General features: G+C 36.3%; 12 protein-coding genes. 2 read left to right on the top strand and 10 right to left on the bottom strand.

Annotated features, from left to right (window positions below; translation table 11 throughout):
- Positions 1–380 precede the first annotated feature (380 nt).
- Entirely contained in the window at positions 381–2819 is a 2439-nt protein-coding gene (locus ACI48J_RS03645; protein ID WP_405081724.1) for an ATP-binding protein, read from the bottom strand.
- A gap of 101 nt (positions 2820–2920) precedes the next feature.
- On the opposite strand from ACI48J_RS03645, the gene ACI48J_RS03640 reads away from it, so the two are divergent.
- On the top strand, positions 2921–4921 hold the full coding sequence (locus tag ACI48J_RS03640; RefSeq protein ID WP_405081722.1) for a Z1 domain-containing protein: 2001 nt from the start codon (positions 2921–2923) through the stop codon (positions 4919–4921).
- 93 nt (positions 4922–5014) lie between these two features.
- Entirely contained in the window at positions 5015–5926 is a 912-nt protein-coding gene (locus ACI48J_RS03635) for an HNH endonuclease (RefSeq protein WP_405081721.1), read from the top strand.
- 34 nt (positions 5927–5960) lie between these two features.
- Here the strand turns inward: ACI48J_RS03635 and ACI48J_RS03630 are convergent, their stop codons facing one another.
- The 9 genes from ACI48J_RS03630 to ACI48J_RS03590 form a co-directional block, all read right to left on the bottom strand.
- The gene (locus ACI48J_RS03630) at positions 5961–6710 is read right to left on the bottom strand and encodes a hypothetical protein (RefSeq protein ID WP_405081719.1); all 750 of its coding nucleotides are present in this window, start codon (positions 6708–6710) and stop codon (positions 5961–5963) included.
- Positions 6711–6787: 77 nt separating this feature from the next.
- Positions 6788–8629, bottom strand: coding sequence for an AIPR family protein (locus tag ACI48J_RS03625; RefSeq protein ID WP_405081718.1), 1842 nt, complete (start codon positions 8627–8629; stop codon positions 6788–6790).
- A 15-nt stretch (positions 8630–8644) separates the two neighbouring features.
- Positions 8645–9655: a PD-(D/E)XK motif protein gene (locus ACI48J_RS03620; RefSeq protein ID WP_405081716.1), complete on the bottom strand. Its 1011-nt coding sequence runs from the start codon at positions 9653–9655 to the stop codon at positions 8645–8647.
- Positions 9656–9686: 31 nt separating this feature from the next.
- Positions 9687–12332, bottom strand: a complete 2646-nt coding sequence (locus tag ACI48J_RS03615) for a Z1 domain-containing protein (RefSeq protein WP_405081715.1) — start codon at positions 12330–12332, stop codon at positions 9687–9689.
- Positions 12325–13800 carry an ATP-binding protein gene (locus ACI48J_RS03610; RefSeq protein ID WP_405081714.1) on the bottom strand — a complete coding sequence of 492 codons (1476 nt, stop codon included), beginning with the start codon at positions 13798–13800 and terminating at the stop codon, positions 12325–12327. Before ACI48J_RS03610 ends, ACI48J_RS03615 begins: the two co-directional genes overlap by 8 nt.
- Before the next feature lie 135 nt (positions 13801–13935).
- Complete coding sequence (locus ACI48J_RS03605) at positions 13936–15642, bottom strand: DNA cytosine methyltransferase (RefSeq protein ID WP_405081713.1); 1707 nt, start codon at positions 15640–15642, stop codon at positions 13936–13938.
- 169 nt (positions 15643–15811) lie between these two features.
- Positions 15812–16549, bottom strand: coding sequence for a DUF6339 family protein (locus ACI48J_RS03600; RefSeq protein ID WP_405081712.1), 738 nt, complete (start codon positions 16547–16549; stop codon positions 15812–15814).
- 12 nt (positions 16550–16561) lie between these two features.
- Positions 16562–17425 (bottom strand): hypothetical protein, encoded by an 864-nt coding sequence (locus tag ACI48J_RS03595; RefSeq protein WP_405081710.1) that lies wholly within the window; start codon positions 17423–17425, stop codon positions 16562–16564.
- Positions 17415–19355, bottom strand: coding sequence for a hypothetical protein (locus tag ACI48J_RS03590; protein WP_405081709.1), 1941 nt, complete (start codon positions 19353–19355; stop codon positions 17415–17417). Before ACI48J_RS03590 ends, ACI48J_RS03595 begins: the two co-directional genes overlap by 11 nt.
- Between the last annotated feature and the right edge of the window lie 2 nt (positions 19356–19357).

Below are 19357 nucleotides of genomic sequence, written 5' to 3'. Positions count from 1 at the left end.
GAGCTAACAACTGTACTTTTCTTTTTATCCCTACTTTTTAAGCTCCTTCTTTTATAATAAAGAACCCTCCTTCAAATTACGGGAAGGTTTGACACCTTTGCACCTTGTATTATTCTTGTCTCACTAACAGTGAACAGCACTCCACATGCACGGTATGCGGGAACATGTTAGAGTTGTTTGGATTCTGTATTAGTTGGATAAAACCCTTGATATATAAGGGTTTTATCCAATGCGTATTGTTCGTTTTGTTTGAGTTTTATTGGCTGTTGACGATGTTCGTCAACAAGTCGTCAACAAAATGCCTTAAAGGTGTATCTTTAATATAGCAACCAAAAAGGGCCAACACCAATTCAGTTGACCCCTTCTAATAAAAGAATTACTCAGATCTTCAAGCGTTGGACAGCTTTTATCGAACTAATTTGACCGTATTCTGAAATTAAATGTTTTTCTAATTCTTCGGCACCAGGATAGCCATTAACTAATTGTAATAAACTTCTAATAATTTCTTCATCTTCAATTGTTTCAATCAACCTAATTGCCACAACTCTGCTTAACGAGTCCTTAAATTCTGACCACTTTTCATCAACAATAATATTATTTCTAGATGCAGTTAAATTTATTGTCATCTCACCGGATAATTTTATGTCATAAATTACTGGAAAAGGCCAATTTATCGCAGCTGAACTATCAGTATTGCAACCAAACAACTTATCATTAATGCTAATACCACCCATTGTTAAATGACCTCTTGATACTACGGAAGTCCTCAGGTTTGTGGTAACAAACTCCGATACTTCTTTAATAGAGCCTGATTCGCAAACATAACTTCTATTAAATTCAGTTACTTTTTCGTCTTCATCAGTATAATTTTTCGCCGGCATTTTTATTTCACTTATTATTTTTTTATTGTACAAATATATACAAGTGATGTTTCCAGAAATACCATCTATTATTCCATCGAGTGGCAACCGAAATTCCTTTATGTGATTAATTAGATTCTCTTCAATCATAACTTCAATTTCTTCTCTGTAAGAATTAAAATTTGCACTGAAGTCATCTGTCTCTACAATTATCTCAGTCGAATTATGTCGTATGATTTCACTTAATATTTTTAATAATTTTGATTCAGATTGTTTATCCGATGCATTACCAAATGGATGATCTTCTTTTAAGTACAATTTAATTTTGGTTCCTGGATGTTCTCTTGAACCTATTTTAGCCAAGAAAACCCCTGATTCTCCCTCGATGTTAATATTTAATGGCTTTTCACTAACATGATAGCGGCCTATTTTTCTCAATGTATCAACTTCTATGGAGTCTGACACCATAAAGGCTGATAAAAATCCAATTCCAAATTTCGATATTGGTGTGAAAGAATCAGAAGCGGTAGCCATATCTTGGTAGAATTCATCAGACCTGTAATATGAAGAACCCACGTTTGAAAAATATTTTTTAATTATTCCCTCGTCCATTCCCATCCCATTATCTTCTATTTCCAATACATCAGTATGTTCCTCACGTTTAAACCTAATAAAAATAATTGGCCGATAAGTATTGCCCCAATCATTCTCCTTTATTAAGCGAAAACGACAAGTATCTAAAGAATTTTGAATTAATTCTCTTAGGGCAAAGGTCGTGTTTCCATAAAGATTGGTCCCCATAAGAAGCTCTATTATCTCTGATTGGTTTAATTTAAAATGCGCGTCAATATAGTGATATTTAGGCTTTCCTGACTCGTCCTCTGCAATTCTTATTTGTGATTTTACTATGTTTGAAATATTGAGATCATATTTATCTCGTACATGTCGTCGATTATAGTTATAGTTCAGTTCTCTTAATACCCCTTGGCAGGTTGTGATCTCATGTTGAATGTAGTTGCAAAACTCTTTAATCGACCTCTCTATCGCTGGATGGTCACAAGTAGCTGAAAAAGTTATTTGATCAACATTTAAATTCCAGCCATCTATTGACCTATGCTTCTGCCATTCTTCAAGACTAATAGGATTTTTTACACCAATGTGATCAAACAAGACTTTTGGAGTCCTTTTGGAATCAAAATCCAGTAAATCAGCAAGTCTTAAAATTATTGAAATATATGGTGCATTCACATATTCGTCCGCTGCAACGAGTAAATTAGGATGATTATGTGAATCTTCCCGTAGTAAAGAATAAGCATTATCATTATGACTCGCACAGATTTTGCCCAATAACGTAGCATAATTATAATCTTTGTAAACAAAGAATGCTCTTTGTGAATTAACAATTTCCCTTGCCCTATCTGCATGTGTTTTTCTAATCCACTCTGACAATCTATAGTTTTCCAGAATAACCACCTGTTGGTGATTAGAAAGAGCTATATTTCTATTTAATCTTCTTTGAAGAGAGGGGTTGGTGGCACAATATTTATCATATTTATATTTTTGTTGCACCTGATCCGGAGTCATATCTTTTGGATGAATTCGCCCCAGCCATACATCCACTTCTCTTGAATCTGGTGCCATACCTATATCATGAAAAAAAGCGCTTAATATTAATAGAGCTAGTTCTAAGTTACTAAGTTCACTAACTTTTTCAGCTGGCACAAGCTTCTCCATTAACTTCAATACTCTAAAAAGATGATCGCCATCATGTAAAGTATACTGTTCCATATACCTAATGATTACTTTTGTCCTTTGAAACGCATAATAACAAGAATTGTCTATATTCGCCAACAATGAATTGACGGCCATATCCTGTCTTTTTTTTAATTCTTTATAGAAGAGGGAGTTACTTAATTGATCAAGTACCTCTGGTCTCCAGTCAATTCCATTGATAGTCATTATAGCTATCTCCTCTTTTGTACTACTATTTTCCTGTTTAAGATGATACCATATAATTATCTTATTAGGTAGAATCATCCTATTTTAAGGAGTCATAAATAATGAAGGAAAATGGTGTACACGTCAGTAACTTTAAAACACTCATACTTGACGATATTGGGGAGGAATCCACGTTTGAACTGATCTCAACCGCAAAGAGAATATTTAAGCATGCTCCTTCTCCCAAAGATGGCCAGGCAAAAAAATTAGGCTTACTTTACGGTCTAGTTCAAAGTGGAAAAACAAACATTATAAACATGACAATCGCACTTGCCGCTGATAACAATTATAAGTTTTTCATATTGCTAACAGATAATAACAATGATTTACAACAGCAAACTTTACATCGTTCTCAAGTCTCTTTACCTGGAATGTATGTTAATCACATAAGTGCTCTTTTATATGAACCTTTTGATTACCTAAAAGAAACAATAGATGACGAAGGTATTGTTGTAATTTGCAAGAAAAACTCTTCTGATTTAAATAAATTACTGGAATTCATTGAACAACATGAAGTAAGTAATATCCCTACTTTAATTATTGATGATGAAGCAGATGCTGTTGGATTAAATACTAATCAGCGTTTCGAAGACATGCCCCCTAGTGCTATTAATCAGTACCTTAACAACATAATTTCTTCGTTAGAGTTAAATTTATTTTTACAGGTAACAGCAACTCCACAGGCTATAATTTTACAAAAAGATTTTTTGTCTCCTAGCTTTGTTGAGTTAACTTCAGTTGGGAATGGATATATCGGAATTGAAACCCTATTTTTGGATAAAAAGGAGTCAGTTGTAAGGGAATTAAAAAGAGACGAGCTACACTTATTCACTGATAAGGAAGATAATAATTTTATGGATTTGGTTGTCCCAACGGGTTTAAAACAAGCTTTATGTTCCTTTTATATTGCGGCTACTTTAAAGATTATGATAGAAGAAAAACCTACACAAAAACCACAAAGTTATACTTTCTTATGTCACATAAGCCCGCTTCAAAAAGTACACGAAAAAATCAAGTATTTTATAGATAGATTTAAAACTGATTTAAAGGTATCGATTAAAAACAAATTAGACAATGATCTTATGCAAACTTTGAAAGACGAACACACGGATCTGATGAAAACCTTTACTACTAAAGTTGTAGATTTTGAAAATGTATTGTCAACTCTCTCTCGTAATTTAGTTAATAGCAGCGTGAGAGTTCTAAATTCTTCAACTGATCATGAAGTAAACGGAAATTATCGTTATAATATTTTGATTGGAGGGAACAAGTTTAGTAGGGGTTTAACTATACCAAGACTATTAACTACATACTACGGTAGGTATTCTAACTCTCCACAAGTTGATACACTTATTCAACATGCAAGAATGTGCGGTTATAGATCTACTGACATAGATGTTACACGCATTTTTATTCCAAATGACCTTGCTGATCTATTTGAAACGGTTTCAATTCATGATAAAACACAAAGAGAAATAATAAATAAAAATGGTATACAAAATACTTTGTATCTTGATTTCAATAAACTAAAGCCTACTCGTCCTAATGTTATACCTAAAGCAGTAGGAGCCTTTCAAGCAGGATCCATCTACTTCCCTAAAGTGCCAGAATTCCGGAAAGGTGTCATAGAAAAGATAACAGAGAATCTCAATGAGGTTATTACTAAAAAATATCAAAAACCTAAAACTTTATATAAGACAACAATTGATGAATTAATAGATATTCTGAATATGATTCCTGTTATAAAAGATGGCGGATGGAGTAGCAAAGTAATTATTCAATATCTTGAATGGTTCAAGGATAACAATGTTACAGAAGGGTACATTTTTTATTCTTTAGATAATAATATTGGGTACAGTGAAGCCCGTGAAGGCATCGGTGCGATATTGTCAGAAGAAGTCCATGAGTATATAAAAAATATGTCCGTGGATAATGTCCCTTTATTAATTCTTTATCGATTAATTGGTGATAAATCAAAAAATTGGGATGGAGAAAAGTTTTGGATTCCCATGTTCAGATTCCCAAAAGGTCATAATATAATTTATAACTTAGAGAATAGTTAGACTGCCATCGCTCTCGCCAATCACTAGGAACTAAATGCTATTATTTTGAAATGATTCTTTTACCGAATAATACTAATTAAGCTGGTGCATACATTGGAATTAGTTCACGAAGGAATTTTGAAAAAATTTGAAATTCTCAAGGGCAAACTTATTGTTGGCAAAGCAGATATTAAAGGTTCTAATTCTGAAGAACGGCTGCCACCAGATGAATATGTTTCTGAAGCTCATATTCTCCACAACTTGGTGAGAGGGTTTTATAAACCTGCTGGCAAGCCATATATATTATCCTATCAGGCCACAGAATCCAACAAAAACTATGGTAAGCAAATAATTTGGAGAGATAATAACCAATCCGAATTTTTACGTATTGAAATGGCTCCTCCTGATAAAGAAAACGATTATAGTAAAAAAAGCGATATAGCATCTGCACGCTATAATCTTAAAAATAACATTCCTCTCGGTATACTACATAAAATAAAAAAAGGACATAATCGTATCCTTGGTCTTGGCATTATCACATCAGAACGTAACGATGGAGTCTTTGTAGTTGAACCCTTTTCATATAAAGGTTTACTCTATCCACTTGATGAATTGAAAAGATTGATAAATGATGAGGAAATTAATACGAGTTTTGTGGCTGAAGTAGTTCAAAGACGAGGTCAGGCAATCTTTAAAAAGAAGTTATTAGAAGATTCCGCAGAATGTGCTATCTGTAGAATGGATGAACCATCATTATTAATTGCTAGCCATATTAAATCGTGGAAGTATAGCTCTAATTTTGAAAGACTTGATAAATATAATGGTTTTTTGTTTTGCCCTAATCATGATAAATTATTTGATCAAGGCTTTATAACCTTTACTGATGATGGGAAAGTCGTCATTTCAAATATTCTGACACCAAAAACAAAAAAAACGTTAGGGCTAACTGAAGGTTTGTGTATTATTTTAGATGAGGCTCATAAAAAATACTTGTCGTGGCATAGGGAAAATTGCTTTAAAGGTTAATGTTGATTCTTCTCCGTTACGCGACGGTGTTAAATTAGTGAGAATCATGTTCCCTCGAGAGCAAATCCAAGCAGTGCCCTGATAATGGGCATTCTGTTGAGTGTGGTTTTTTAGCAGTACATATCAGTCCCGCAAGATCGAGCACTGCCAAATTAGCCGCTCGAGTGCTTTCCATTCCCGCAAAGTGAGCCCTAATTAGGGATGCTAACTCTTTATCCATTCGAGGTCTAGGATTCTTTGAGGAATAACCGAAATACCTTGAAAAGAGCCGAATAACATTCGTATCGATTGGAACAACCGGTTGATCAAATGCATAGCACAGTATAGCATTTGCAATGTAATCGCCTATTCCAGGAAGCCTCCTTAATTCATTATAATCATTCGGAACTTTACAATCATATAAACTACAAATAATCTCAGCTGTTTTTATTAGTCTTTGTGCGCGATATCTTAGTCCAATAGGAGCAATGATTTCTTCTACTGTTTCAATATTTGCCCTTGCTAGTTCACTTATATCAGGATATTTAAGCAGCAGCTGTTCATACACTTCCTGAACTTTCCGTACGTGTGTCTGCTGAAGCAAAAATTCTGCCAATAAAATTCGATAAGGGTCTTTCGTATTTCGCCACGGAAAGTGGTGCCGACCATTTTCGGAATACCATGCCAGCAAACTTTCCCAGAAAAAAGAGTCTTCTCTCATTTTTTCACCACTTCTGTTTTTCGTATTATGTTCTATTCTTACCCATATCAGCAGCATACATAATTTTGACTTATAAATTCTCACCGTTTATTAACGTCCCGTAATAATTAATAAAACACTCATACCAGTTCCCTGGTGTGAGTGTTTTTATTGATTTCAAATCAAATGATATTACTCAACTGCTTCGTATATTCATCTTTAAACTGCATCCAGCAGGCTTCCTGCTTAGCCCACTGGGTTACATTTCGATCCCCCGCGGAATCACGGAGGAAGAATAATGCCTTATCAGCAATAATCCGTATTACTTCGTCCCATTTATCAGACAGCGCTTGTCTATTCCATACATCTAGAAGCTCTATCCTGTTTCCATATATATGGTGAAGCATAGCCACAGTATAATAAATTACATTTGCTCTATACCCTTGCAGCCTCATAGACTCCACAATATTAGTTACATGGAAATTAATAATCGTCCTTGCTATTAGTTTCTGATAGACTTCAAGAGTAACTTCACTCAATGGAATCAACTCATCGTTTTCATCCTTGTCATATTTCCAATACTGTTTGTTTTGCTCCATAAACCGCTTAAAGGCCTCTTCTCCACCTTTGCTTGATACGTGTGGAAAACCTTCACATGACATAAAATATTTAGCTAAATCAACTTTGGTAATTACCTTTTCACTTGGGTACTGCTTCTTAATTTCATTTTGTTCCTTACCACGCTTACGTCTATTCAAATCAACTGCATATTGACCTCTCGCACGTTCAAAGTACCATTTGCTCTCTGCTCTACGTCCATCATTAGTTGGTATCCATGTATCCCTAGAAAACTTCTCTAGGTCGGACATAAACCTGGAGTTGGCCAATAAATCAGAGTTATTTATTTTATTCTGTGTATTAGCATACTTTGAGATACTTGATACCATCTCATCTTCAAGGAGCTGCTGATCTTTTTCTTGGCTTGTTTCGATATGAAGAATTGTTAATTTGGCCTGAACATACACATCCGTTAAATCCACATCACTCTTATAAGCCTGGTGAATCGATGCAGTCGTCTGACCACCATTAACAATCTGCCAACCGGTCAATCCGTTAATGCGGTAAAGATTAATGCTTTCATTTATTTTCTCAATGTCTCCCGAACGCGCTACACTGGAGATGCCATTATTATAGCTGACAAACATTCGCCGCTCATTTGGATCTTTTAGTGTTTTCAAAATCCCTTTATTGGTACCGCCTTTTGCCTGCAGAAAAGATCTTACATTTCGCTCAACGAGTTTAGAACCCCATTGATCATATGCTTTCGCAAGTAACTCAGCAGGTATAAATCCTACATAACACGAAAAATAATTCTTCGTTTCTTCACGCTGAGTATTAGGAACATACATCATTTCAAATGACTGTCCAAATTCATGTTCAAAATCAATATGAATTGTTTGAATTCCTTGCTCAGCCAATATCATTTGAAGAATACGATCTATGTCCCACACTTGAACATTTACTGTTTCGATTCCAGGAATCGATAGCTCAATAGGTTTATTGGCATTATAGAACATGTTAGTCAAAACAAATATATTCACTTCATCGATAACACTAATATTTTCTGATATAAGTACAGCCAATTCTCGAACTTGAAGGGAGTGATCTATTGTTTGAGCTAACGTTTTAGCATTCGTAATAAACCGTTTAGCCAGATTTGCTAAATCAGTGAGCATCGTCATATTTATTGAAAGTAAATCGTGCTCATTCTGGTCAAAGTTATAATTCGCTACGTACAAGTCAAGAACACGCTGGCTCTCATCGAACGAATAAGCATTGACAGCAATCTTTTTTTGTGTGTCTATATATGGAGGAATTAAAATATCAGGCTCGACATCTCGTTCTATAAACAGCAGCATCTTTTCTAGAAAAGGGACGAGGTAAACGCCTGTTTTTGCTGCCCTTTCTTCTATTTCTTCAAGAAATTCCTTGAGGAATTCACTTCGTTGTCTACTTTCCAGCATTTAATAAGTCCCCCATCAGAAATCAAATACCTTATCTACTTCTCTTTCAAACTCAGTACAATGTGTAAGATCTATACTGTAGCTAACATGGGAAATTCCCTTGGGGAGATCTTCCTGTAATATCCTTGGGAAGTTCGCCGCGGCTTCATATACCTCTACTTTATCGACAAAAAAGAACTCGTCAGTATAATCATCTTCTTTAAACCTTAAATCCTCTAGAAGGTCATTAAACTTTAATAACATGCGATCAGAGCGGCTCGCAATTTTTTTTCGGACCTCATTGACAAGGGATTGTAAAGATATGCCGTGGGTTTTGCTTGGTTCTATAAAGCAAACATAGAGATATATACTAGTAACTGCATTGGTCAACCTTAACTGATTTTCGTTTGATATTTTAATTGTCTTGTTTAACTTATTTATTGCCGTCTTAATCTCTACACCGCGTTTAGAATGCTTGAAATCAATTCGACCACTAGTCGGACCTTCCCATTGTTCAATTATAAGTGGCGGAGAAGTTGGAAACCGGTTAAGCCAATCTTGAATATACCACAATTCACCAAAGATCCCCCGCTGCTGTTCTTCGGTTAGTTTACGGTAACCTCCTTTTTGAAAAAATACACGCCATCTCTCCAGCACCTTGTATATTACCGAAAATATTGATTCATTCTGTTCCCTTAACAGCAAATGATCCACGACATTCTGCAGTACAACTTCAAATATCTCTGTACCATGTTCAGCCTCTTGCCTCAAAACAAGAAAATAATGGCCCCTCAATAAAGCCAATTTTTCGTAATACTCAGTTTGAATAGATAACCCTCGCCATTTTGGCAGTGCCTTAAGCTGATCTGTCTCCCAAGATTCAAAACCCAAATCAATATACAGCTGCCTAGTCATACTTGCAGCATCTACGCCTGCAAAAAGTATTGGATTTTCAGCCGTTAGGACCCTCAATTTGTATACTTCTTGCTGAGATTGGTTGTTTATTTCATTAATCATCTGCTCATATTCTAACTTAAGATTCAGCATTCAGCACATCTTCCTTACTATATGAGAATACTTACTTAATAGTCTTGTTTACTTCATAAATCTTAGAATCATCTAAATCTGAGTCAGGAAACGAGATTCCAATTCCAATCGGCACCTTGTTCTCAGTAAAGGCAAATCCTAAGTCGTCAAAAACTTTTACTTTAGGGTGAAGCGGGTAAATAAGAAGCATTCCATTTTCTTTCGGTCTCAGTTTTCTAATCTCTTGCTTGTCTTTCATATTCTTTATTTCAACTTGATCGAGATCAATAAATTCCTGCCGCGAAGCAACTATAGCCCGTATATCAATTTTAGCCTCTCCTTGATTGTTATACTCTTCCGCCTTAACACCACGAACTACAGCTGAGCCAATCTCTAATGTTCCAAGACGTACTGGAAACTTCTCAAGACCACTTTTATCGCTTGGATCTCCTTCAACTACTGCTACGGTCCAATACAAAAGCTCTCCAATATCATTAACTTTCTGAATATAATTTACAATCTTGGTGCTATCAACTTTATCGGCACCTTGACTGGTTTTATATTCAGATAAGAATGTTAATACTTTATCAACTCCAACTTTCTGAGCTATGTAGTAGCCCGTTTTCCCAGAGCCTATACGTATCTTTTTGAAATCAGAGGATAGTTTATTTATGAAACTCTCCGTCACTTTCATGTTGTGAGAAAAAAAAGATTCTTTATTCTCATATATACGAGTTTGCTGCAGGGTTAGCCTATAAATTACATTTGTTATATAGGCATTTTTCATTTTTAACGGGCTTGTTAAGGTCATAGTTGGATGACTCAGCATTTTTACTGCATATTCCAAAGGTGTCTTTTTCGCTTTTGCAAGCCTATCAAATTCTCTCCGCAGTTCAATCATAGCAATGGCTAAATGTTCAAAATTCGACGCAATATCTGCAGTGGTGTAAATTCTGCACAAGTCCATATATCCCTTTCGATAACCAAACCAGCGCCCCATCTGCATTAAAGTATCGTACATCAGAGTATTTCGAAAATAATAAGTTATGCTGAGCCCCTCAAGTGTTAATCCCCGTGAAAGCTTGTCTCCACCAACCGCTATTACATTTAAACCATCCTCTTTATATTGGTGATAGTCTAATGCATCCTTACTATTACCATTAATTTCGAAAACTCGGACCTTCTTTGAACTCTCTCTAAGTTCCTGATAAACTTCTTCCCATGTGAATTCTTGAATCTCACCAGGCCACGCTTTGCTAGTTGGAATCATATCTTCTTCATAAAGATCCTTTATTGCTTTTACGATCTTGCTATTTTCGTTATATTGAATCTGCGTGGTTATTTCCTTGAATACTTTGTCAACACCGTCTTTTACACTCGACTGGACATCTTTAAAACGCGAGGTATGAATAAGCATTGAATTATGCTTGTTCCGCTGGCCTCGCAGATTTCGTACAGCGATTGTTAAAAGAAATGCCAAGATCGATTCCTCCATCTGAGGAGGAACCTCCTCAAATTTATCAGCATCACCTTTTGTTTTAATTCCAGTAAAGACTTCTATATCCGCATCCCCTAAAGGACGAATTAAACTTGGGCGTGGATCATCTGCTTCTTCTTCAACATTAAAGAATTCTTCAGGACCACAGTATTCTTTAGGTTTGGGGAGCCCAACAAGAAAATCCTTTGGATAAAGATCCTTACCTTCATCTTCCGTTTTGGCCTCAGCACTAATTAATAAATTTGCAAAGGGCGTTGCTGTATAACCCACATAACATCTCCTGTCGAATACCTCCAATATCTGCCTTATTAGCTTATTAATAGTTTTTGGATCTTCATCCTTGGAAGTATCAACCGATGCCTGATCTGCTTCATCATCAATAATTAAAACAGGAATATCTAAACTAAATAACTTCTTCTGGTATTCGAGCTGATTTTTCAGCGACTCCAGAACAATACTATTCTTTTTAACAACCATTAGAGTTTTTTGATTCAAATTAAAAATACCGCTTGGTTCAGACGAGATATCACGTTCCACAGTAGTCCAAGAAGAAATAATATGATTAGGTGTATTTGCATAGATTTGGGCAACTCCAACCGGTTTTCCAGTCTTATCGACTCTGCTACCAATGACTTCTTCATCTAATCTTAACTGTGTCTGGGCCCGAAGGTCATTATGTACCCCTGATAATACAATTACCAACTTATATCCAATATCGTAAGCTTTATTAATTAACCCTGTGAAGTTGGCAGTTTTCCCAGACTGCACATATCCTAAAACAAGCCCACGCTTGTCAAAAGGATAAATATCCTCTGGGTTACCCAAGGATCGCATAATTTCGTTTGTTGAATCATCAATGGAGTCAACGGCCTCTTGATCCCAATTCTTGACTCTGATTAAATAGTCTCTGTAACGGGTCCAAAAAAAAGCTCCAAAGAGTATTTTGGGGCTGTACCAATTTCTCTCTTCTTCTGAACGTAATACAGGTGTTTTTATGATGTCAAAACCAACATTAAATTTCATATACATTTCTAACGACCACTGCTCAACCAAACTTTCTCCTATGTTTTGACCTTGAATTACGAGCTTCGAAAATTCTAATGCCTTCTCAGCTGCTTTCTCTTGGCTGGGCAAAACAGACTTCAAATTCATATAATTAGTCGCAAAAGTGTTTTCAAATAACTTTTTCGCCTCATTCATGACTGACATTCGCCTCTTCTATAATTGATTTCAACGTTTTGCGATTTAAACCATCAAAAGCAGGTTGAGTAACAAGTGCATCTATCAACTGCTGCATATTTTGTACAACTTGAAGTTTAATTAAGGTAGAAGCAAACTGGATCACTAACTCTTTCATGGCATCGGTAACTATTTGAATTGATTCTTCCTCTACTTTGGGTGAATCGGTTATATTACTGGGTGACCCCAACTGAACAAACTTTAAATACAAGTTAAGCAGCTTCGAAGTTTCATCATCTATTTTTTTCTGTATTTCTGATAAAATAGGGTGATTTCTATTTAATACAAATTGCTGCCCTTCATCGCTACCTGATAACTCCCAAGTATTGAGACTCCCTTTGAAGGTTTGACTAGGATGGGACCCTTGAGTCCGATAATAAAAGACATCGCGCGAAATTTTACGAACAAATCTTGCAATTGTTTCAAGTCTTGTTTTTGCATTATCTGGAGGAATAACTGCAGACTTTTTAATATCTACCTGCCAATCTTCATCTGCAGCATTTGGTAAATCGATTCGGACTCTTGCCAGTTGGGATGAAGTATCCTTTTGAAACATTCCCAACCAATCTCCATAATGCAGTAATCTATTCTCACGATATATATAAAAGCCTTGATGATCTCTCCATCCTCTGCTGCCCCCTGCCCTTTTGTATTCCATTTCATTTAAGAATGAAGCATGAGGAAGAACATAATATTTTACTTTAATTTTGTTTCCATTTATGTTTAGAACCTGTGTTTCACCTTCCAGAGTAGAAGGGTGTTTAACCATAAAAGGATCCCAAGGATCTAGCTCGTTTCCATTTAGGATAACCTGAACCTTACCGTTTTCTATGATTGAATGAAAGACAAACTCTAAGTGATGATGTATACGACGGACTTTGGCATAGAAACTGCTTTCATGTATCGTGTTTAGGCCTCCCGCTCCCATAAACCGATCCAGCTTATCAATACATATTACTGTGCCGCTATCTCCTTCAATATTGCACATGAACTGCCTAACTTCATCCGGAATCGCCGTAAACAGCTGCCATTCATTGCATTTGGAGACATGATCTAGATCCCAACAGCGCTGCGCATAAATTCCATTATGTTTGGTAAGAACACTCAAGCGCTTACCTAGAGAAAATGAGGCTGTCTTCAGCCCCATACCAAATCTTCCAAGTTCATTTGGCTGCCTATCTGCACGCGGGTCTTTGGAACCAATATTCATTGCATCTTGAAGCGTATCTTCATTCATTCCATGACCATTATCCGCAATAATTATGGCACCATCGTCTCCAAAACACTTAAATTGGAGAATGATTTTAGTCGCTTTTGCATCAAGGCTGTTATCAATCAGATCTGCTATTGCAGTCCCTGCACTATACCCTAGAGAACGAAGTGCATGGATAACAGGGGCAGCTGATGGCTGAGATATAACTATACTCATAGTTGTTACTCCTATGTTTAAATAAATATTTCCGATTATTATATATACAGCAATATTCGACATAGAAGACCTATATCCTTTATGTAACAACGTTAAATAAAAGAGCCTCCTACTCAATGAGCAGAGGCTCTAAACTTAAACGATAGCTGTTTCTTGTGGCGATATTAATTTTTTCAATGCATCTTGGACATTTACTCCTAGGTACTTTAGCACCTGTTCAGCCACTGCCCTGCCCAAAAGAGGAGGGACAGCATTTCCAATCTGCTGATACTGTGAATCTTTAGAACCTTCAAAAATAAAATCATCTGGGAAAGTTTGAAGCCGAGCTGCTTCTCTAATACTTATTGCTCGATTTTTACGCGGATGTATCCACATTGACTTTCGAACGTTCAAAACAGTCCCCGAAGGAGCTTGATAATTAAGCCTCAAATATACAGTATTTTGAGTTCTACCAGGATCAGAATATGTTTGTTTGTAGGATTCGTCTAGATCGTGGAAATTCTGACCCGGCGCTAATACTTTAAATCTTTCCAAGGCCGTATCAGTCGTCTCCGTCATAACATGATTTTGAATTGTACTAGTAGTTCCACGTAAATACTGAAGAAGCGGATTACAGCTTTTAAGAGGTGGCACATTAATTGGTTGATCGGCTTCCATTGCTGTAAATGGTTCAATTTCCTCAAGATCACCAATAGCATCCTGTACTTTATAGAACTGTTCTGGATCCTTAATAATCGGAACCGGAAGGGCTACGGAATTATCTCTTACGAACTCTGATTTTACACCGATAAGAACAAGACGCTCTCGGAGCTGCGGCGCACCGAAGTGAGCAGCATTTATGATATGATCTTCATTTAATACATAACCAAGGCTCTTAAATTTAGAAAGTAAGTACTTCATTACACCATACGTCTGCACTCTAACACAAACATGCTTATGATCGAGTAAAATATCGACTATTTCAATGGTATTGGATTGAATTTCATTCATCTTCAGAAGAACTTTTTGAACCTCAATGATTTCATTTAAAATTTGAAACAATTCGTTTCGGGATGAATCACTAAGCTCTTTACTCGATAATAAAACCCCAAGCTTCAGCCACAGTTCTTCATAAGCAGTGCTCCAATAACTGTTATGCTGCTCCTTCCATTTCAACAATGTTTTCTGTAAGGCATGTTGGGCTTTTGCAATATATACATGAGCCTCTTTCTCTTTTCTATTTATATGACTTATCTTAGAAAACAAATTCTTATCAGTTATTATAAATGGAGACAATTCAATGTTGTTTTCAATGCAGTTTCTAAGAAAACAAACAAGATCATCAGATAAATTATTTTGTTTTCCTAAAATAACTTTGTCAGGGATTAGTTCTATGCCTAATTCCTCCACAATCTCTTTCTGATCCTTGGATGAGTAAAAAAATTTATGCTTGTCTGATTTCATAGCCTTGACGTTTTCCATTATAAAAGCATCCGGTTCCAATTCTTTTATAGCTCTGACATATTCCTTAACTAATTGGTTATTAGTTGAAATAAGCTCTGACTTCTGTCGATTTGCATTTGAAAATCCTTGACAAGGTGGCCCACCAAAAACGAGATCTATCTTCTGCCAATCATCTTTTATCTTTTGAAAGTCAACTTTTCTGATATCCTTGTGATAACCAATATCTCTTCCATCATTCTCATTATTATAACGATAATGATTCCTTATATATGTTTTCTGAGCGGACTCATTGTTTTCCACCGCGGCCACAATTTTCACATGACCTGTTTGTAAAAAACCTAAACTCAACCCACCAGCCCCGGAAAACAAATCGACCGCTAACAGCTTTTTACTTTCCATTGCACTCCCCACCTTTTATTCACGAACGTCCGTTCTATATATAAGCAGCTTAACATTTCATAGATTATTTTTCAAGTGGAATCTCGTAAATTACTAGAATACAACATTTCGAAGGAACATGCTATACAAAAATAATAATCCTACCCATGTTTGTTGGGTAGGATTATTATTACATCAAAGTTTCGATTTTCTCTCTAATAAGTTCCTCTAAATCTTCTTGAGCCAACGTATCTAAAATTGTTACACCACCAAGCTGATTAATGTACATCATCAAGCTCCTAAAATTCTCTCTATCAATAAATGAAGACTCGTGCTCTTTCTGTTTCAAGACTGAAAGCACTGCTTTGGTTATATCTGGGTTCCTTGAGAAACTTCTTTCAAGAAGACTCTGGGCAATATCCAATTTTGAAAGAAGTACTTTCGTTAGTTCAAAGGGATCTTCTCTACTTTCATCATAAGAAACATAACCATACCACCATAAACGCGCTATTCCATTTCGGATTAAAGCTCTATCTCGATTGGCCATAAAGAAATAACGTTCTTTAATTGCCTCTACCGGTTTATCTTTATCTAAATACGACTCCACCGGCCATCTCTTCCTCATGTATTTCCAAAAAATAGTGTGAGTTAAGTAGACCCATAATCTTTCATCTGTAGCTTGTAAAATTGAAAGTCCTTTCATGGAAGCATATATTTTTTTTGTATTTTCAAAATCAAAATGGATTGTACTGCTCTGTGGCATATGTAAATCTATATTCTCTATCCTAATTTTGGAGGGAAAATTCCACGTGGTTGCCTCGAAATATTTATCAACCCAAACTTCTTCCTCTTTATATTTTTCAAGATTACTAATAATATTGACTTTTAATTCCTCTAGGGAACTATCACTAATGTAACTTAGCTCCATAATCCAGACACCTCAGTCTTCATCTTCAAAATTAACAAGAGCTAAAAGCGAATTATTAAGCGGTTCTCCGATAAGCTTTTGAGCAACAGCTAGAGTTGAGTCCATAAAAGTACTTTTATTATCAATATCAATTCCTAACTCTTTAAGTCTGCTTCTAATCACTCTATACCATCGGTACTCTTCAAGATCAAATTCCTGATCACCCGCGTTTTTAATTGTTTCTAATATAGATACTAACGCCGGCATTATTATTAACGAAGATAACAAAGGTTGGAGATTTTGATTTAAAGAAATCGTTTTATAATGTTCAAAGTTGTTTTCAGATAGTTTAATAATAATTTTGTGACCAGAAGAATCCATATCAAATGACGGTGCATTCTCGCCGCGGTTAGGCTGAACGGAAAAAATGGAAGGAACCCTTCTTAAGGGATCATACTCTTTTTCTGCGAAGAACGTCCTTTCGGCGTCAATCGCTAAAACATCACCCTTTTTTACAAAAAAGGTATGACCTTCATAATCGGGGTGAAACTCAGGTAATGAATAATGCTCTATATTTTCTGAAGCTAATATAAAAGAACAAATCTGTACTTTGCCTTCAATTGAATCGGCAGGGAGCTGAAAGGTAAAATTGGAGTCAAACGATTTAAATATTTTACGATACCGTGTTGTCGAGCATTCAAAATGAAATGCGAAGCAGGCCTTTTTCTCTTCTATAAGTTGGTTGATTCCATCACTGCTAGTTATACATTGTGCCTCGAAAATATAGGTATTTTGGGTTTTGCTGCTTTTAAGTGATGCCTGAAAATCGCTATCGATGACATCATCCGCAAAATAAGATAAAACCGGATGTGGATATTGACGATAGTTAATTTGCATGAATCGCCACCTCCAGAGCACATCGAAGAGAACCTTTAAGAGTAACTAATAAATCAGATTTTTTATCTTTATAAAAAGATACCGGTCCGATTTTCCCATTCTTCCCGATATTCACACTTTCACCGGTTTGCTGTACAATTACCGATTTTACAGGAGCCGGCTCCCCCCCTACTTCGCCAATAACTTTTATTCCGATATATCCAGAGCCTTCTACATCTGTTTGTATGGATACTTTGTAAAGTGAAGCATTAGGATCTATACAGAAAATTCGAGAGCGTACTAACCGTACGTTTTTGCTCGGTGCAGCTGAATTATTCCCTTCATTCTCCGTTCCCGTGGAATTTCCCCTTTGATCCTTATGACCACTTGTATCTTGTCCTTTATTATCTTCTCCGCCCGATCCCCTAACGCTACCTTCAGTGGAACCATCTCCACTTTCTTGCACATCTTCCGGCTCTTCAGCACCGGCTGCAGTTTCCTGATAAACGTTAATACTCTCGTTAATTCCTACAAATACTGTTTGTTTCATTTTCCTATAATTAATATCAATTTCAATATCTTTGGGAGCCGCTTTTTCTCCCTCAGAACCGTTTTGCAGACTTTCCTGCTGAGCTTGAACTTCTAATGAAGGATCATCTTTGTCTGCTAAGTATTGACTTAATCCCTCTACATCCAATTCTTCTTCATCAGTAACTACTGTTATTGACCGAACCTGTTCATTTATCCAACTGTAAAGTTTTCTAATAATAGCCTTTGCCTCTTCCGGATTCTCATGTCGATCAGGCTCCCAAGCGCTATGAGTGGGTGGCTCAATTTTTCTTAAAAAATCATTTATGCCCTCACCCTTTGCAATTAGGACCCCAGCAAACTTAAAGGGTGTTCGGAAACTTCCCTTGTCATATATTTTCATTCCCGTCCCTCTGACCATAGCAACCCGCTTAGGAAGGTCCTTGCCTGGGAGAACAAACAGGTCTATCTCTCCAAGACCTAAAAAGTCCTTATTAGGGAAGTGGTATCGATTTGAAAGGGTATATGCTTCGTAGTAATGATATGAGAGACATTCAGGGTCATTTTTCGTATACTTCTCTAATAGTCCTGCTAGTGAATTAGCGTTTATTGTTGTGTCGCCGACTTTGACGATTAATTTTTCATTTAATATAGCAATAAAGAAATTTTCAAGGACAGATTTGATTATTTCGTCTTCCCATTCAATCTTTTCATTAAAACCAGCAATATATATATCCGTACCTACATCTGATCTTCTGAAAAGTTCATTTATCTCTGCTGTTTCAGTAATCGGTCTGTTTTTCTCAATCATTCCGAAATACCCAGTACCCTGCGTTGGCTCATCGTGTTCATTTAGGTGGGTTACTAACTTAGCCACACCTTGGAAAGCCTCTATGCCTGTATCAACTTCTTTTGTACCGTAGAACACGGTTCTTAAGTTAGAACATGCAAAAGGAGCATGTTTACCGATTCCAAATGATCCTCCTGATTGTGAGTCCTTATCTGATGAACCTACCGATTTAATTAGGTTGTGCCATCCCCCTCTCTGTCCTTCACTAGCCCCCGTTAATCCTGTTGTATTGTAATCACTAATTTTCAAAAAAGGGATTGTTTCTAGTTCCATAATTGACAAAGCATTTTCGAAAAACTGCTTGGTCTTAGCATTATCCTGCCAATAGTCTCTACATGAATTAAGTATGCTTATAAACCTGTCTCTTTCTGGGAAGAACTGAGCGGGTACATATACCAAGGTAAAATGAACCTCTACCGGACCGTTGTTTTTTGTGTCCTTAGCATCACAAGAGTTCTGATTAATTTCTCTTGCCAAAGAATCCAGAGGATTTCCCCGAAACGTTTCAATTCCCGCATCATTCAGCCCCGTTATCTGGCCATAATTGTTTGGTGGAAAATTCCAAGTTATCATGG

The sequence above is a fragment of the Paenibacillus chitinolyticus genome (assembly GCF_045038035.1).
In the GTDB taxonomy this organism is placed as follows: Bacteria; Bacillota; Bacilli; order Paenibacillales; family NBRC-103111; genus Paenibacillus_F; species Paenibacillus_F chitinolyticus_A.
This window is presented reverse-complemented; position numbering and strand designations above follow the sequence as displayed.

What these genes read in the sequence shown, in the direction of transcription:
- ACI48J_RS03645 (WP_405081724.1), bottom strand. Translation starts at nt 2,819, where the DNA reads ATGACTATCAATGGAATTGACTGGAGACCAGAGGTACTTGATCAATTA.
- ACI48J_RS03590 (WP_405081709.1), bottom strand. Translation starts at nt 19,355, where the DNA reads ATGATAACTTGGAATTTTCCACCAAACAATTATGGCCAGATAACGGGG.
- ACI48J_RS03620 (WP_405081716.1), bottom strand. Translation starts at nt 9,655, where the DNA reads ATGCTGAATCTTAAGTTAGAATATGAGCAGATGATTAATGAAATAAAC.
- ACI48J_RS03625 (WP_405081718.1), bottom strand. Translation starts at nt 8,629, where the DNA reads ATGCTGGAAAGTAGACAACGAAGTGAATTCCTCAAGGAATTTCTTGAA.
- ACI48J_RS03640 (WP_405081722.1), top strand. Translation starts at nt 2,921, where the DNA reads ATGAAGGAAAATGGTGTACACGTCAGTAACTTTAAAACACTCATACTT.
- ACI48J_RS03615 (WP_405081715.1), bottom strand. Translation starts at nt 12,332, where the DNA reads ATGAATGAGGCGAAAAAGTTATTTGAAAACACTTTTGCGACTAATTAT.
- ACI48J_RS03595 (WP_405081710.1), bottom strand. Translation starts at nt 17,425, where the DNA reads ATGCAAATTAACTATCGTCAATATCCACATCCGGTTTTATCTTATTTT.
- ACI48J_RS03610 (WP_405081714.1), bottom strand. Translation starts at nt 13,800, where the DNA reads ATGAGTATAGTTATATCTCAGCCATCAGCTGCCCCTGTTATCCATGCA.
- ACI48J_RS03600 (WP_405081712.1), bottom strand. Translation starts at nt 16,549, where the DNA reads ATGGAGCTAAGTTACATTAGTGATAGTTCCCTAGAGGAATTAAAAGTC.
- ACI48J_RS03605 (WP_405081713.1), bottom strand. Translation starts at nt 15,642, where the DNA reads ATGGAAAGTAAAAAGCTGTTAGCGGTCGATTTGTTTTCCGGGGCTGGT.